This is a genomic window from Bacillus sp. FSL W7-1034, assembly GCF_038593365.1.
In the GTDB taxonomy this organism is placed as follows: domain Bacteria; phylum Bacillota; class Bacilli; order Bacillales; family Bacillaceae; genus Bacillus; species Bacillus altitudinis.
Genome location: NZ_CP151989.1, coordinates 2,013,173 through 2,028,403 on the forward strand (window position 1 = coordinate 2,013,173; position 15,231 = coordinate 2,028,403).

The 15,231-nt window shown below is 40.6% G+C and carries 16 protein-coding genes; 3 read left to right on the forward strand and 13 right to left on the reverse strand.

All coding sequences use genetic code 11. The features are described 5' to 3' along the window. Window positions 1-10 precede the first annotated feature (10 nt). Window positions 11-1,279 (reverse strand): threonine ammonia-lyase IlvA, encoded by a 1,269-nt coding sequence (gene ilvA / locus NST73_RS10220; RefSeq protein ID WP_045035067.1) that lies wholly within the window; start codon window positions 1,277-1,279, stop codon window positions 11-13. Between the two features lie 180 nt (window positions 1,280-1,459). Here ilvA and NST73_RS10225 point away from each other — a divergent pair, with 180 nt between their 5' ends. Continuing rightward, window positions 1,460-2,428, forward strand: a complete 969-nt coding sequence (locus tag NST73_RS10225; RefSeq protein WP_024718555.1) for a sigma 54-interacting transcriptional regulator — start codon at window positions 1,460-1,462, stop codon at window positions 2,426-2,428. A 13-nt stretch (window positions 2,429-2,441) separates the two neighbouring features. Then, window positions 2,442-3,077 carry a hemolysin III family protein gene (locus NST73_RS10230; RefSeq protein ID WP_008346394.1) on the forward strand — a complete coding sequence of 212 codons (636 nt, stop codon included), beginning with the start codon at window positions 2,442-2,444 and terminating at the stop codon, window positions 3,075-3,077. 38 nt (window positions 3,078-3,115) lie between these two features. On the opposite strand, the gene NST73_RS10235 is transcribed toward NST73_RS10230, so the two are convergent. From NST73_RS10235 to NST73_RS10290, 12 genes are all read right to left on the reverse strand, one after another. Further along, the gene (locus NST73_RS10235) at window positions 3,116-3,739 is read right to left on the reverse strand and encodes an acyltransferase (protein WP_035703293.1); all 624 of its coding nucleotides are present in this window, start codon (window positions 3,737-3,739) and stop codon (window positions 3,116-3,118) included. A gap of 19 nt (window positions 3,740-3,758) precedes the next feature. Then, on the reverse strand, window positions 3,759-4,247 hold the full coding sequence (gene folA / locus NST73_RS10240; RefSeq protein WP_024718553.1) for a type 3 dihydrofolate reductase: 489 nt from the start codon (window positions 4,245-4,247) through the stop codon (window positions 3,759-3,761). Continuing rightward, window positions 4,244-5,038 carry a thymidylate synthase gene (locus NST73_RS10245; RefSeq protein ID WP_017367468.1) on the reverse strand — a complete coding sequence of 265 codons (795 nt, stop codon included), beginning with the start codon at window positions 5,036-5,038 and terminating at the stop codon, window positions 4,244-4,246. Before NST73_RS10245 ends, folA begins: the two co-directional genes overlap by 4 nt. A gap of 103 nt (window positions 5,039-5,141) precedes the next feature. Then, the gene (locus NST73_RS10250; RefSeq protein ID WP_008346387.1) at window positions 5,142-5,669 is read right to left on the reverse strand and encodes a phosphatidylglycerophosphatase A; all 528 of its coding nucleotides are present in this window, start codon (window positions 5,667-5,669) and stop codon (window positions 5,142-5,144) included. Between the two features lie 18 nt (window positions 5,670-5,687). Further along, the gene (locus tag NST73_RS10255) at window positions 5,688-6,305 is read right to left on the reverse strand and encodes a YpjP family protein (RefSeq protein WP_024718552.1); all 618 of its coding nucleotides are present in this window, start codon (window positions 6,303-6,305) and stop codon (window positions 5,688-5,690) included. Between the two features lie 266 nt (window positions 6,306-6,571). After that, the gene (locus tag NST73_RS10260) at window positions 6,572-7,369 is read right to left on the reverse strand and encodes a class I SAM-dependent methyltransferase (RefSeq protein ID WP_144679463.1); all 798 of its coding nucleotides are present in this window, start codon (window positions 7,367-7,369) and stop codon (window positions 6,572-6,574) included. A 65-nt stretch (window positions 7,370-7,434) separates the two neighbouring features. After that, window positions 7,435-7,869 (reverse strand): BrxA/BrxB family bacilliredoxin, encoded by a 435-nt coding sequence (locus tag NST73_RS10265; RefSeq protein WP_008346384.1) that lies wholly within the window; start codon window positions 7,867-7,869, stop codon window positions 7,435-7,437. An 81-nt stretch (window positions 7,870-7,950) separates the two neighbouring features. Beyond that, window positions 7,951-9,627 carry a dihydroxy-acid dehydratase gene (ilvD, locus tag NST73_RS10270; RefSeq protein ID WP_007500822.1) on the reverse strand — a complete coding sequence of 559 codons (1,677 nt, stop codon included), beginning with the start codon at window positions 9,625-9,627 and terminating at the stop codon, window positions 7,951-7,953. 310 nt (window positions 9,628-9,937) lie between these two features. Further along, entirely contained in the window at window positions 9,938-11,077 is a 1,140-nt protein-coding gene (locus tag NST73_RS10275) for a conserved virulence factor C family protein (protein WP_017367471.1), read from the reverse strand. 30 nt (window positions 11,078-11,107) lie between these two features. Next, complete coding sequence (locus tag NST73_RS10280; RefSeq protein ID WP_039165605.1) at window positions 11,108-11,731, reverse strand: HD domain-containing protein; 624 nt, start codon at window positions 11,729-11,731, stop codon at window positions 11,108-11,110. 2 nt (window positions 11,732-11,733) lie between these two features. Next, window positions 11,734-12,216 carry a glutathione peroxidase gene (locus tag NST73_RS10285; RefSeq protein WP_007500827.1) on the reverse strand — a complete coding sequence of 161 codons (483 nt, stop codon included), beginning with the start codon at window positions 12,214-12,216 and terminating at the stop codon, window positions 11,734-11,736. A 74-nt stretch (window positions 12,217-12,290) separates the two neighbouring features. Continuing rightward, window positions 12,291-13,973, reverse strand: coding sequence for a formate--tetrahydrofolate ligase (locus NST73_RS10290; RefSeq protein ID WP_144679461.1), 1,683 nt, complete (start codon window positions 13,971-13,973; stop codon window positions 12,291-12,293). A gap of 138 nt (window positions 13,974-14,111) precedes the next feature. Here NST73_RS10290 and metA point away from each other — a divergent pair, with 138 nt between their 5' ends. Beyond that, entirely contained in the window at window positions 14,112-15,020 is a 909-nt protein-coding gene (metA, locus tag NST73_RS10295) for a homoserine O-succinyltransferase (protein ID WP_008346374.1), read from the forward strand. Window positions 15,021-15,231: the final 211 nt, after the last annotated feature.

Here is a 15,231-nt window from a genome sequence, read left to right on the forward strand (position 1 = left end):
TCTGTTAAGCCTAAATAAATAGGTGGAATAAATCTTGATCTTTATTCACTTCAACATAGTGGAAGCCTTTTTTATTCATTCGGTCAATCAGCGCTGCATAGTCATCTCTTTCTTTCAATTCGATCCCAACAAGCGCAGGTCCTTTGCTTCGGTTATTCTTTTTCGTATATTCAAAGCGTGAGATATCATCATTTGGCCCTAACACTTCATCTAAAAATTCCCTGAGAGCACCTGCTCTTTGCGGAAAATTAACGATGAAATAATGCTGGAGTCCTTCATAAATCATGGAGCGTTCTTTGATTTCTTGCATTCGGCCAATGTCATTATTGCCTCCGCTGACAATACAAACGACATTTTTCCCTTTAATCTCCTCACGATGTGCATCTAAAGCCGCGATCGGTAACGCACCCGCTGGCTCAGCTACAATTGCACATTGATTATACAGCTCTAAAATGGTTGTACATACTTTTCCTTCTGGTACAAGACTAATCTTATCGACAACAGACTGAAGCGACGTAAACGTCTTTTCGCCAATCCGCTGAACCGCTGCTCCATCTACAAACTTATCTATTGAATCAAGTGTGACAACCTCCCCTTTCTCGTGGGAAGCATGAAGTGAGGCGGCACCAAGCGGCTCGACTGCAATAATTTCTGTTTCTGGTGCGATATTTTTAATATACGTGCCAACGCCAGATAACAAACCTCCGCCCCCAACACTTGCAAATAAAAAGTGAGGCTCCACTTCGATATCATTTAATATTTCTACAGCAGTTGTTCCTTGTCCTGCCATGACATCTAAATCATCAAATGGATGGATAAATTCCCGCTTTTCCTTATCTCCGCATTTGACTGCTTCATGATACGAATCATCAAAGGTATCTCCGGTTAAGATAATGTCAACATATTCTTTTCCGAACAGCTCCACTTGAGATACTTTTTGCCTTGGTGTGGTAGCAGGCATAAAGATTTTCCCGTGGATACCTAAATATTTGCAAGAATAGGCAACGCCTTGTGCGTGATTTCCTGCACTGGCACAAACAATGCCGTTTTCTAGTTTTTCTTTTGGCAACTGGCTCATTTTATTAAAAGCGCCTCTTAATTTAAAAGAACGAACAACTTGCAGGTCCTCTCTTTTTAAGTAGACATTACATTCATATCGTTCAGAAAGTCGCTCATTTTTTTGAAGTGGTGTGTGAATCACTACATCCTTCAAATTTTGATGGGCTTTTAAGATGTCTTTCACTTGAATTAGCGTGTTTTCTTTGAGCAACGGTTTCATGTACAAGATCCTTTCTCTTTAACCTTATTTAATTTGTCATTATAACATGAATATTCAAAAAATAAACCAATAGATCATGGATCGGAGATAAATTTCATGAACTTTTTCGTTTTTCTATACATTTGTTCTAATTGGGTGTTATAATAAAACCAATTAGAACCAAAAGAAAGGAATCGCTCGATGACCACACATCCGTTTGCTAATATATATGGAGAACACCAAGATATAAAACACGCCATTCATTTGGCAAAACAATTCACGAAAAACGATCAGCCTGTGTTGATCACAGGTGAAATTGGAACAGGCAAATCACGCTTTGCACAAGAAATGGCCCATTCATTTGCTGCGCAGGCTTCGATGAAATATATCTATTGCCCCATTGTAGATGAAGTGACTTTGCAGGAAGCATTTACTCATGCGGCAAATCATGTGCTTTATTTAGACGAAGTCAGCGCACTCAGTATTCCTATGCAGCATCAGGTCATTCGTTTTCTCGAAGATTCTCCTGCAACAAAAATCATTGCTTCTTCGTCTTTATCATTAGAGGCGATGAGCGTTTCGTCCAGTTTTTTACCTGAGCTGTTTTATCGGCTCAATGTGCTTCATATCCCTCTCCCGCCTTTAGAAGATCGAAAAACAGATATTCCTATTTTAACCGCTGCTTTCTTTCAAGAACTGAACATGACGCCTGATATCGACTCAAGTGTGTGGGAAGTCTTACAGCAATATTCGTTTGAAGGAAATGTCCAGGAGCTCAAAAATATCGTTCATTATGCAGCCGCGATTCTCGAAGGGCAAACAGTTTTCTTGCATCACTTGCCACCTTTTGTATTATTACCTCAACAAACAGCTGGTAAAGGAAAAAAAGAAGAACACCAGCTCACGCTTATGGAGAAACAAGAATTTGTTTTCTTACTCGAAGCCATTAAGTCTCTAAATGAAAAAGGAGAAGCAGCCAGCAGACGTATCTTGTCTGAGTTAAGCAAACAAGGCGACATCCCGCTGACCCCTCAGCAAGTCAGGAGTCGATTAGATGATCTTGAGAAAAAAGCCTATGTGACAAAAGGGAAAGGCAGAGCTGGAACGAAGATTACACTTGAAGGTCTCTCATTTCTGAAGTCGCTTGATGGTTATATACCGGTTCAATAAAGGAGGACATCCATTGTTTACTGTAAAAGAAGAAATTGCCAACGCAATTACACATGGCATTGGCGTCATTTTATCCATTCCCGCCATTGTTTTTCTCGTTTTATTCGCTGTTCAATACGGCACTGTCACTGACATTATTAGCTTTTCGATATTTGGCGCGTCGATGCTGCTGCTTTATTTAAGCTCTACTTTGCTTCATAGCATTCGGCACAAAAAAACAAAAGATGTATTTGAAATCCTTGACCACTCTGCGATTTATGTATTGATTGCTGGTACATATACGCCATTTTTGCTTGGCCCATTAAAAGGCGCACTTGGCTATACTCTTCTTGCAATTGTATGGGCGCTTGCTGCAGGCGGTATCGTTTTTAAAATCTTTTTCGTCAAACGGTTTATCATTGTATCCACCCTTGTTTATTTATTAATGGGCTGGATGATTATCATCGCAATTAAACCTCTGTACATTCAATTAACAGGAGCTGGATTCAGCCTCTTACTATTAGGCGGTATTTTGTATTCAGTCGGAACGATCTTTTATATTTGGCGGAAAATTCCCTATCATCATGCGATTTGGCACAGCTTTGTTCTCGGCGGAAGTGCATCCATGTTCTTCTGCATTCTATTCTATTGCGTCAACATCCCAGCATGATCAAAAAACCAGCATCCGAATGTGGATGCTGGCTTTTTCTATGCGCGCTTTTGTGCGTAATCACTCATCTTGACCGGTGCTTTTATATGGATATCGACATTAACTGGACGAAGTCTTTTGACGATCTTCCCTGTTAAAAGACGGTCTGTGCCGCTTGTTTCAACCGGAACAAGTGAGCAGTTACATTCTTCAGCAAGCGTTTCTGCCATGACACGATACTGTTCAGAAAGCAACAGACTCTGGCCAGATAGAACTCTTTCTCTTGCTTCTTCTAATAACGCCTCATCAGATTGATTCTGCTTGATCACCGCCATCTTCTTCAACCATTGTTTTAAGATGGGATAGCGAAACAGATGCGGTTTTGCCATAAAAGCAAATGGCTTCTCTAAGTGACCAATCAGCAATGTCGTCGTCACTGGATGATGTGCTTCTGTGACATAAATAACAGGACCATCTGGCAGCTTTTTTTGCTGATGAATGGTCATGACCGACCCTGATTGATCAATACACCCTCTGGCAAACCTTTTTGCATGCTCATGGATGAGATGCATTCGTTTCGTATAGGAAATGCGTGGATCCGTTAATTCATGATCATACAAATGCCTTATACTTTTAAAAAAGGATACAACAACATAAATCGTTAAAAACCAATAACGAAACAACCGTACTCCTCCTACTCACTTATCCTTCTTTTCTGTCATAGACGACAAATTCATAATTGTAGGGGTTCTTTTCGTCACGATGGCCTTTTTCACGTGATACAACCGTCCAATTCTCTTCATCGTAATAAGGGAAGAAACGGTCGCCTTCAAATGAATGATGAATGTGCGTGATATATAGACGATCTGCATATGGCATCATTTCCTCATACAGCTTAGACCCGCCAATGATCAATAATTCTTCCTCGGTCTTCGCAATGGTTAAAATATCATCGATTGAATGAACTACCTCGCATCCTTCAGCTTGAAAAGAGGAACTTGTGGTTAACACGATATTCCGGCGGTTAGGCAGTGCTCGTCCAATTGATTCAAACGTTTTTCTGCCCATGACAATGGTATGTCCACTTGTGACTTTTTTAAAATACGCTAAATCAGCGGGTAAATGCCAAGGCATTTGATTATCTTTGCCAATGACTCTGTCTTTTCCTGTCGCCACTATCATGGAAATCATACACTGACTTCTCCTTTAATATGCGGATGTGGATCATAGTTCTCAAGCACAAAATCATCAAACGTAAAATCAAAAATACTTTTGACATCTCTAGTGATGCGAAGCTGCGGAAGTGTGCGCTCCTCACGCTCTAATTGCATTTTGACCTGCGGAAGATGATTTTGATAAATATGAGCATCTCCTAGCGTATGAATAAACTCTCCTGGCTCAAGGTTTGTCACTTTGGCAATCATCATCGTTAGAAGTGCATACGAAGCAATATTAAAAGGCACACCTAAAAAGATATCTGCCGAACGTTGATAGAGCTGGCACGATAATTTACCGTTTGATACGTAAAATTGAAACAAGCAATGACAAGGAGGCAGCGCCATCTGATCAATTTCTCCTGGATTCCACGCACTGACAATCAATCTTCTCGAATTAGGATGATTCTCAATATCATGGATCAGCTTGCTGATCTGATCTACTGTCTCTCCGTCTCCACTCGCCCATGATCTCCACTGCGCACCATACACACGCCCTAGCTCTCCATTTTCATCTGCCCATTCATTCCAAATACGGACACCATTTTCTTGAAGATATTTGACATTTGTATCACCTTTTAAAAACCACAGTAACTCATGAATGATTGATTTCAGGTGTAATTTCTTTGTTGTTAATAAAGGAAACCCTTCCTGTAAATCAAATCTCATTTGGTAACCGAACGTGCTGATAGTGCCTGTTCCTGTTCTGTCACCTTTTTCATCCCCGTGCTGTAATACATGACGGCATAACTCTTTGTATTGTTTCATTTTTTTCATCCTTTATTTATGTTCTTGTTGTAGTTTACCTTATTTCTGCTTTTGTTGAAACCAAAAAAACATGTCTGCAAGATGAGCAGACATGTTTTTCTTTTTATGCTTGATTCACTCGATCCTGCTCTTCGTCCTTAATATCTTGGTGAGAGTGAGCTATGCGACTTGCTGCTGCAGCGGCAAGCGCAGCGACAAGGTCATCGAGGAAGGTGTGTACTTCACCAGGACGACCTTCATCTAATTCTCTAATAATACCAAATTTCTCTTTGTCTAGATAACCGAAGTTGGTCAAACCGATTGATCCATATACATTGACAATGGAAAGCGGAATAATCTCATCAATTCCATATAGCGGTTCATCTGTTTCAACTAAATGCTGCAAAGGTTCTGGCAAAAGCTTTTTTTCTGCCAGCTGATCAAGAGCAAGTCCTGTCAAAACTGCGTGGACAATTTCCCTTTTATTCAGCACTTTTTCAACATTTTCAATGCAGACACTAAGTGGAAGATTTGGGTTGTATTTCTCTTGGAGTTTCAGCACAATGTGTGCAATATCTTCTATTTTCACTCCACGCTCGTTTAACATCTGTTTTGTAATGCGAACCATTTCGTTCATTGTATACTTTTTCAATTGGCATGACATCTCCTTCTAGTGGCTCATCCAGCTCGGCGGGGTGTTTTTATCCCAGTAAATATTACCGAGTTCATGATGCGTCTGGAATCCATCTTCTGCTGTATGGTAGTGAAAGTTAAACCAATATCCGCTGTGAGGCGGCTGATCTCTCCTGACATGAAAACGAAGCAAATCTTCTCCAGTCTTTCTATTATAAATGTGGAAGATTTTTTCCCCATTTCCGCTTGAAGGCTGATCAGTTAAAACAACATCTTGAAATTTTTCGTCATCTTTGAAATTTGTTAAAAAGTCGGTTAACACTTGTTCAATTTTTGGTTGAATCTCTTCTCTATACTCGTCCTCAATGACAGGTGTGATTTTACGACCAAATTTGAGAAAGGATTGGTTTTCTGCACTTGATAGAACCTCTTGCTTATATTGCTCAAAGGGGTCTACCCGCTCTTTGTTGTCTTCTTGCGATAATTCCCAGCTGCGCGTATCATCTGATGTATCATAAACTGCTGTATAAGGTGATTTATCAGATGAAGAAAGTTCAGATGGCTTGTCTGTCATCAAAGCTGATGGAGGAGAGATTAAGCCAAAAGTCGCAATCGTAAAGAGTGCAACGAGCGTTTTTCTCATCCACATTTTCATGATATCTAATTCCTTCCATAAGTTATCATACTGCTATTCTAGCATATAATGAATTTTCAGTCATTCAATTTGGTCATTGAGTTGAGACTTTCTTTTTCATGATAAAACGTTTACAATGACAGTAACGACGACTAAAATTTGGGAGGAATGGATATGCTTGAAGGATTTTTCATCACAGCTTCCTTGCTGACGTTATTTTATTTTGTCTATATGGAGATCACCGATTAAAAGCCCTGAAATAGGGCTTTTTTAATTGTTAAGAGTGATTAAAGTTTTGTTGATTTGTCTTCTTCTATTGAGATATATCCGTAATGGAATTGGGCGGTTTTACGTTTCATCACCTGAAATTGATAGGAATCAGTGGTAAATCGTGTGCTTTTCCAATGATCTTTTAAAACCACTCTTTTTCTAGCCACTCTCATTGCTTCTTTCACAGCGGTTTCATGGTCAAAATGATGCTCAGCTGCATGACGAAGCGGCATCATACTAGCAGACTCTTGTATGGTTTCTTCAAACATTGGGTCAAAATAGACGATATCATAGGATCGATCAGGGAGCTTCTTTAACTGCTCAATACTATCCCCGCTGATGACAGATATCCGTTTCATCGCTTCGTCTGCCTCTTTCACACCCGTTTCCCATGTGCTGAGTCCTTCTCGAACAAGCAATGCCGTCATTGGATTTTTTTCAATACCGGCCACTTTTCCATTGGCTCCTGTAGCGCAGCTTGCGGTAATCGCATCAGATCCTAAGCCAAGCGTACAATCTAAAAAGGAATCGCCCGGCTTTAATTGTGCTGCTTCTATTAATGGATCTTTTTCCCCTCGCATAACCCGCTTCACCCTAAACATCGCTGAGCTTGGATGGAAAAAGAATTTTTCACCATTTGGCTGATACCATTCAAATCGTTCTTTCCCAACAACCAGTACATCCCCCCGCTTGATCGCAAGCTGTTTGACAGATTGTTTGCGCCGCTCGATATACTCACCATGCAAGTCCTTTGCGAGGGCCTTTGCCGTTTCAATTGTTTGTTCATTTGCTCTAAAGCTTGTTGTAATGAGCATGACGTTCCTCCATCATAATCAAGAAAAAATGCCCTGATGGATCACAGGACATTTCAACATTTGTATTAGCAATGTTTTTCAAATGCAGATAAGACGTTCTTCATAATATCTTCCATTTCATGACCTTCAATTTCGTCACGCGGGATAAAATGAACAAGTTCATTTCCTTTTAAAAGTGCCATAGATGGAGAAGATGGCTCCTCACCTGTGAAGTATTCTCTCATTTTAGCCGTTGCTTCCCGGTCCTGACCAGCAAAGACCGTCACCATTCGATCTGGTGCTTTTTCTGCTTTCATGACAGCTTGAGTAGCAGCAGGGCGTGCTAAACCGGCAGCACATCCGCATACGGAATTGACGACAACAAATGTTGTTCCTTCTGCTTCCTGCATCGTTTTTTCTACTTCTTCTTCAGTCGTCAATTCTTGAAACCCTGCACTTGTCAGTTCTTGGCGCATTGGTACGACGAGCTGACGCATATATTCTTCATATGCCATTGACATAAAAAAGCCCCCTCTATAATCCTTATGTTGTGAATAAAGGATACTATAGAGAGAGCCAATTTTCAAATGTTCAATTTCACATTAAATTTTCATGATTCCGCCTGTATTGGCTGATGTCACAAGTTTTGAGTATCTGGCAAGGTAACCTGTTTTTACTTTTGGCTCAAAGCCTTTCCAGTTTGCTTTTCTTTTTTCCCATTCTTCTTCCGGGACATCTACACTTAAAATGCGTTTTTCGATATCAACAACGACATGATCACCATTTTCAACAAAGGCAAGCGGGCCGCCTTCTGCTGCCTCTGGAGAAACGTGTCCAATAGACAATCCGCGAGAAGCACCGGAGAATCGTCCGTCTGTAATTAAAGCAACCTTTGGACCAAGTCCCATTCCAACAATTTGTGAAGTTGGTGCAAGCATTTCAGGCATGCCTGGACCGCCTTTAGGTCCTTCATAACGAATAATGACAACATGTCCTGCTTCTACTTTTCGATTAATGATTCCTTCAAGTGCTTCCTCTTGGGATTCAAATACGATCGCAGGTCCTTCATGACGCGTAATGCCGTCTTGTACACCGCCTGTTTTAATGATCGCTCCATCTGGCGCAAGGTTTCCAAATAAAACGGCTAAACCGCCCTTTTCAGTAAATGGCTTGTCAATTGGATAAATGACGTTATAATCTTTTACCTCATGCCCCGCGATGTTCTCACCTAACGTTTTCGCTGTGACGGTCATGGTATCTAAATGAAGAGCCCCCTCTTTTTTGGACAATTCATTTAGTGCAGCGGTCACTCCGCCAGCTTCATGTAAATCTTCAATATAAACATCTGAAGCTGGAGCAAGTTTCGATAAATGAGGCACTCGTTCTGCGACTTCATTGATACGCTCAAGTGAATATTCAACGCCTGCTTCATTTGCAATCGCCAATGTATGAAGAACTGTATTTGTTGAACCACCAAGTGCCATATCTAAAGCAAATGCGTTATCAATCGCTTTTTCAGTGACAATATCACGTGGTTTAATGTCTTTTTTGATTAGCTCCATCAATTGTTTTGCTGACTTCTTCGCAAATTCTCTTCGTTCTGGTGAAGTCGCCAAAATGGTTCCATTTCCAGGAAGAGCAATCCCTAGCGCCTCTGCTAAACAGTTCATTGAGTTTGCTGTAAACATACCAGAGCAAGATCCGCATGTTGGACAGCCAAATTGCTCTAATTCGTTTAATTCCTCTTCATTAATTTTCCCTGATTGGTATGCGCCTACGCCTTCAAAGACAGAAGAAAGAGAAATTTTTCTGCCATCACTTGTTCTACCAGCTTCCATCGGTCCACCACTGACAAATACAGTTGGGATATTCACACGCATGGCAGCCATCATCATACCTGGCGTGATTTTATCACAGTTAGGAATACAAACCATGCCATCAAACCAGTGTGCCGACACCACGGTCTCTACTGAATCAGCAATGATTTCACGGCTTGGCAATGAATATCTCATCCCAATATGCCCCATCGCAATACCATCATCTACCCCAATTGTATTGAATTCAAATGGAACACCGCCAGCTTCACGAATGGCTTCTTTCACAATTTTTCCGAATTCCTGAAGATGGACATGCCCTGGGACAATATCAATATAGGAATTACATACGGCAATAAACGGTTTGCCAAAATCCTCATCTTTTACCCCAGCTGCTCTTAGTAAGCTTCGGTGAGGTGCTCTGTCAATTCCTTGTTTAATCATATTACTGCGAAGTTCTGCCATCTGTTTAAAAAGCCTCCTATACTACTAGTCTTGTTGACTGTATGATTTTGAGTTCATTTTATTTTACAAATTTTCTGTTTATTTAGCCACCTATAATAGATAGTGACTGATTTCTCTGCTGAAGCAAGTGCTCAGCAAGGATTGTGTCATAAAATCTGACCTCCAATATTCTATATTGGTACTACTATATAGAGTTTTTTCTCATATTTCAACAATATTCAAAATAATTTTTCTAAAAAAATTTTTCTGCCAATAAAAAAGCCATTTTCAGAAAACAAGCTGCCTTTTATTGGCAGCCCGCTCGTCTTTCTTATGATTCTGATGCATTTTTTCTACTTTCTGTCATTTGCTTCCACACAGAGCCTTTTGCTTCTTCTCCGTGCTCAATTCGTTCGATGGCCATTTTCACTTGAAGACTCACTTCAAATTCAGGGTCCTGCTCCGCTTCTTTTAAAGCTTCTAGTGCTGTTTCGTCACCTTCTTCATAAAGGAACATGGCCGCACGCCAGCGGACAAGCTTACTTGGGTCCTTTAAGGCTTGGATCATCGCTTCAATCGCACTAGGATCACCAAGATCCGAAATACAATCTCCAGCAGTTCTTCTAACCGTCACTGTTTTATCTTCAAGCCCTTTATACAAAATAGGCAAAATGGCTGGATCTTCAATCATGCCAGCATTCACAACAGCTTGTCTGCGAATCGATGTTTTTGGATCCTCCATCGCTTTCATTAAAACAGGTATATCTTTTTTCTCTGGCTGCATTTGCTCTAAATGAGCAAAACGTTTCTTCCAATCTTCATCGCGCAGCATCTCTTCTGTCACATCATATGCTTTTCGGTTCACTTGTTTATCTACAGCCTCTTGACCTTCCTTCACTGCCTCTGTTAAACGGGATAAACGCTCGTCGTCATATGCAGCTTGCAGCTCTTCTGTGACTTCTTGACCGATATCAGCAAATTCTCCAAAACGTACGCCATGTTCTTTCCACACACGTTCAAATACAACATTATCTGAACTGCTTCTTAGCTTTAAAATCGCTGCCTGGAAACGTTCAGGCATTCCAAATCGTTCTTCTCTTTCACCGTCTGTCAGCTTCACCTGCATCGGAATCCCATTAAACATTTGAACAAACACTTTGACTTCTCCAAATGTGTCATCACCTGACTGCGATTCTCCCTGAAGCCCTTCTGTTTCTTGTCCAAAGGCTTCTCTGACTTGCTGTAAAATACCTTGCCAGTCAAATTTCGCATTACGCTCAACCGCTAAGAAATCGGCTACATGGTAAACACCTTTTACACCTTCAATGGTTAAAATGCGCTTGATCATCTCTGGCGCTTCGTCTTTTTGATCTTTTTTGTAGTTATTGCTTTTACCGCCTGCAAGCGCTTCTGTCAAAATGACTTTCATTGTATTCGGGCTTGGCGTTGGTTCTATGGCAGTTATTTTCATCTATACATCCTCCTTACACACATAAAGACCCTACTCATCTGTAAGGCCGCATTCTTCTTTCCATGTCTTAATAAATAGACACATAAACTCATGTCGCTCATGAGCCAGCTGCTTTCCAGCACGTGTGTTCATCAAGTCTTTTAATTGAAGCAGCTTTTCTTGCATATGCAAAAGTACTGTGCCTTGGTGAGCACCCTCTGTATAGTGAGGCTCCCCTTTTGCACCTGCATATGTAAACACCCTTGCAATTCCGGTTGCACCTATTGCATCCAGTCGATCTGCATCTTGAACAATGGCCCCTTCTAATGTCACTGGCTTATGTTGCATATGCCGGTGACGAAAAGACATCGTTGTAATGATATCCATGATATAGCGAATATCTCGCGTGTCCACTTCCCACAAAAGGAGCTGCTGCTTGAGATCATGCGGTGAAAGCTTCCATTCACTAGACAGCTTGTCATCAATTACATCATGGACAATCGCTGCCATTTCAATGACAAAAAGCGACCCGCCCTCCTGTTGTGCAATATGGACGGCAAGCTGGCGAACACGATTGATATGAGCTTCATCGTGTCCAGTCGGTTCATTCTTTAGCTGTTTTGAAACAAAGGAGGCAGCTGCCTCCAATTGTTCTTGCTGCTTACTCGAATACATGCTTATTTCTCCAAAAGAGCGATAATGGAGCTTTCTAATTCTTTTGGTGGTGTTTTAGGAGAGAATCGTTCAGTCACTTCTCCGTTTTGGTCAACGATAAATTTTGTGAAATTCCATTTCACCGTTTTTGTACCAAGCACACCTTTCGCATGACTCGTTAAGTATTTGAAAAGCGGATGCGCATTGTCACCATTGACATCTACTTTTGCAAACATCGGGAAGGTCACACCATAGTTTAACGAACAGAATTCTTGAATTGCTTCTTCCCCTTCTGGCTCTTGATTCATAAATTGATTGCACGGAAATCCTAAAATTTCAAGGCCCTTTTCATGATATTGATCGTATAACTCTTGTAATTGTTTAAATTGAGGGGTCAGTCCACATTTGCTCGCTGTGTTCACGATGATCAGTACTTTCCCTTTGTAATCTGCCATTGATTTTTCCTGACCGTTAATGGTCTTGACCTGAATATCATAAATTGACATCTCATAGCCTCCTAGGATTCACTTTTTCCTATCGTAACATGCTTCTTTTAGAAAATCGCTTTTTATGCTTCCTGCTAAAAGAGTCCAGTCACACTGCCGTCTTCTAATAAATCCATCTCAAGTGCCGCAGGTTTTTTAGGGAGACCTGGCATGGTCAGAATGCTTCCCGTTAGTGCAACGATAAAACCTGCTCCTACAGATGGTTTTAACTCCCGAATCGTAACGGTGAAGCCTTTTGGTCTGCCGATTAAAGCCGGATCATCCGATAGTGAATATTGCGTTTTTGCCATACAAACCGGCAAATGGGCCCAGCCATTTTTCTCAATTGCAGCTAGCTGCTTTCTTGCTTTTGATGTAAGGTTGACGCCGTCTGCACCATAAACCACTTTGGCGACTTTTGACAACTTTTCTTCAATGGAATCTTGCTCCTCATATAAATAAGAAAAGCTGTTTTCATTCTTTTCAATGAGTGTCGTGAGCTCTTCGGCAAGTGCTACGCCGCCAGCTCCTCCTTCTTCCCATACATTGACGGCTTTGACTGGATGTCCATTCGTTTCGCACCAGTTTTCTATTGCTTGAATTTCTTCTTTTGTATCGGTAATAAAACGGTTCACTGCAACGATGTATGGTAGACCGAAGGCTTGCACTGTTTCAATATGCTTCTCTAAATTATGTATACCTTCTAATACAGCCTGTGCATTTGCTTCCTTGAGCTCTGTTTTCTGCATTCCGCCATGCATTTTAAGCGCCCTGACAGTTGCTACAATGACAACAGCGCCTGGTTTAAAATCACCGGCTCTTGTTTTAATGTGAAGAAATTTTTCCGCGCCGAGGTCTGCACCAAATCCCGCTTCTGTTACGACGTAATCTGCTAGTTTTGCCGCCATTTTTGTGGCAATTAAACTATTGCATCCATGTGCAATATTGGCAAAAGGACCACCATGAACAAGGGCTGGAGTTCCTTCAATCGTTTGAACAAGGTTTGGTTTCAGCGCATCTTTTAAAAGCAAGGTTAATACGCCTTCATATCCTAGATTTCCAACTGTGACCGGTTCACCTTCTTGATTGTAGGCAACAACAATAGAAGAAAGACGTTTTTTTAGATCGTTTAAGTCGTCTGCTAAACAGAGGATGGCCATCATTTCGGATGCAACCGTAATATCAAATCCATCTTCTCTAGGGTACCCATTTAATTGACCGCCAAGTCCTACGACCACTTGTCTTAGAGCACGATCGTTTAAATCTAACACTCGTTTCCATACAATTCGGCGTGCGTCGATCCCAAGCTCATTTCCGTGATGGATATGATTATCAATAAAAGCAGATAAAGCGTTATGTGCAGATGTAATCGCATGAAAATCCCCTGTGAAATGAAGATTGATTTCTTCCATAGGCAACACCTGTGAATATCCGCCGCCAGCTGCACCACCTTTAATACCCATTGTGGGACCTAGTGAAGGTTCACGCATGGCAATGATCGCTTTTTTCCCAATTTTCTCGAAGGCTTGACCTAGGCCAACTGTTACGGTGGACTTCCCCTCACCTGCTGGCGTTGGGTTGATCGAAGTCACAAGAATCACATTTCCTTCTTTTTGTTCCTTTAAACGGTCAAAAATAGTCAAAGATATTTTCGCTTTTGTGAAACCATAGCATTCTAATTCTTCGTCATGTATTTGTAATTTTGCTGCGATGTCTTGAATCGGTCTCAGCTCTGCCTTTTGGGCAATGTCAATATCTGATAAATGCTTTGTGATCATGATTAATGGCCTCCTTTTTTGACAGAAACAGCTTTCTTTTTTGCTCTATTTTTCATTGTAACATAATTGAAACATTGAAATATCGCCAGAAAGTTCCTATAATGAAGTGAAATTAGCTTTGGTTCAGGGGGTGGCGAGTTGCCTATTAACATACCAGTTCATCTGCCGGCAAAACAAATACTAGAGAGCGAAAACATTTTCGTCATGGATGAGACAAGGGCATTCAAACAAGATATCCGTCCTTTGAATATCGTGATCTTAAATTTAATGCCAAAAAAAATACAAACTGAAACGCAGCTGCTGAGAATGCTCGGAAATTCTCCTTTGCAAGTGTATTTTACATTTTTGATTCCAAGTACACATACACCGAAGAATACATCGAGAGAGCATCTAGATGAATTTTATACGACCTTTGACTCGATTCGCCATAAAAAATTTGATGGCATGATCATTACAGGTGCACCAATTGAGCATTTAGCTTTCGAAGAAGTTTCCTATTGGAAAGAACTGCAGGACATTTTGGACTGGAGTAAAACGAATGTGACGTCTACTCTCCATATATGCTGGGGGGCACAGGCTGGTCTTTATCATCATTATGGCATTGAAAAAATCAAGCTTCCAGAGAAAAAATTCGGTGTTTTTGAGCATCTTGTCAAAGAGAAAAAAGAAAGATTAGTAAGAGGTTTCGATGAAGTATACTATGTCCCACATTCTAGGCATACAGATATTAATACAGAACAATTAAAAAACACGCCGAATCTAAAAGTATTGAGCACGTCTGAGGAAGCTGGTGTTTGTTTAATTGTTTCAGATGATGATAAACAAGTATTTTTAACTGGACATCCTGAATACGATACAGATACATTGAAGCAGGAATATGAAAGAGATTTGTTGAAACATGATACAGTCAAAAAACCCGTCCACTATTTCATCGAAGATGGAGACACATTAGTTCCAGTGAACCGCTGGAAAGCCCATGCTACTTTGCTGTTTATGAATTGGCTTAATTACTATGTTTATCAAGAAACACCATATGTGTGGGAATAAAATAGACTGTAGTCTGATGATAAATGCTTAAAATGTGTTAAAATACAAATGGCTCTGTCTTCCATTATCAATTTAGTCTGTTTGTTTTTTAAAATTAGTTTAATTCTTTCGTAACGAATGATATGCTCTCGCTGTTTATATGTTATCTTTATGTATATGTAGACCTATGAGATTTATAGTTTCGTACGAAGTTTTGTTGTTGTTGATTACA

Excerpts from the sequence above, each read along its gene's own strand:
- NST73_RS10225 (WP_024718555.1), top strand. The coding sequence starts at position 1,460 with ATGACCACACATCCGTTTGCTAATATATATGGAGAACACCAAGATATA.
- NST73_RS10280 (WP_039165605.1), bottom strand. The coding sequence starts at position 11,731 with ATGTATTCGAGTAAGCAGCAAGAACAATTGGAGGCAGCTGCCTCCTTT.
- NST73_RS10245 (WP_017367468.1), bottom strand. The coding sequence starts at position 5,038 with ATGAAACAATACAAAGAGTTATGCCGTCATGTATTACAGCACGGGGAT.
- NST73_RS10275 (WP_017367471.1), bottom strand. The coding sequence starts at position 11,077 with ATGAAAATAACTGCCATAGAACCAACGCCAAGCCCGAATACAATGAAA.
- NST73_RS10260 (WP_144679463.1), bottom strand. The coding sequence starts at position 7,369 with ATGCTCATTACAACAAGCTTTAGAGCAAATGAACAAACAATTGAAACG.
- NST73_RS10265 (WP_008346384.1), bottom strand. The coding sequence starts at position 7,869 with ATGTCAATGGCATATGAAGAATATATGCGTCAGCTCGTCGTACCAATG.
- folA (WP_024718553.1), bottom strand. The coding sequence starts at position 4,247 with ATGATTTCCATGATAGTGGCGACAGGAAAAGACAGAGTCATTGGCAAA.
- ilvD (WP_007500822.1), bottom strand. The coding sequence starts at position 9,627 with ATGGCAGAACTTCGCAGTAATATGATTAAACAAGGAATTGACAGAGCA.
- NST73_RS10285 (WP_007500827.1), bottom strand. The coding sequence starts at position 12,216 with ATGTCAATTTATGATATTCAGGTCAAGACCATTAACGGTCAGGAAAAA.
- NST73_RS10255 (WP_024718552.1), bottom strand. The coding sequence starts at position 6,305 with ATGAAAATGTGGATGAGAAAAACGCTCGTTGCACTCTTTACGATTGCG.
- ilvA (WP_045035067.1), bottom strand. The coding sequence starts at position 1,279 with ATGAAACCGTTGCTCAAAGAAAACACGCTAATTCAAGTGAAAGACATC.
- NST73_RS10290 (WP_144679461.1), bottom strand. The coding sequence starts at position 13,973 with ATGATCACAAAGCATTTATCAGATATTGACATTGCCCAAAAGGCAGAG.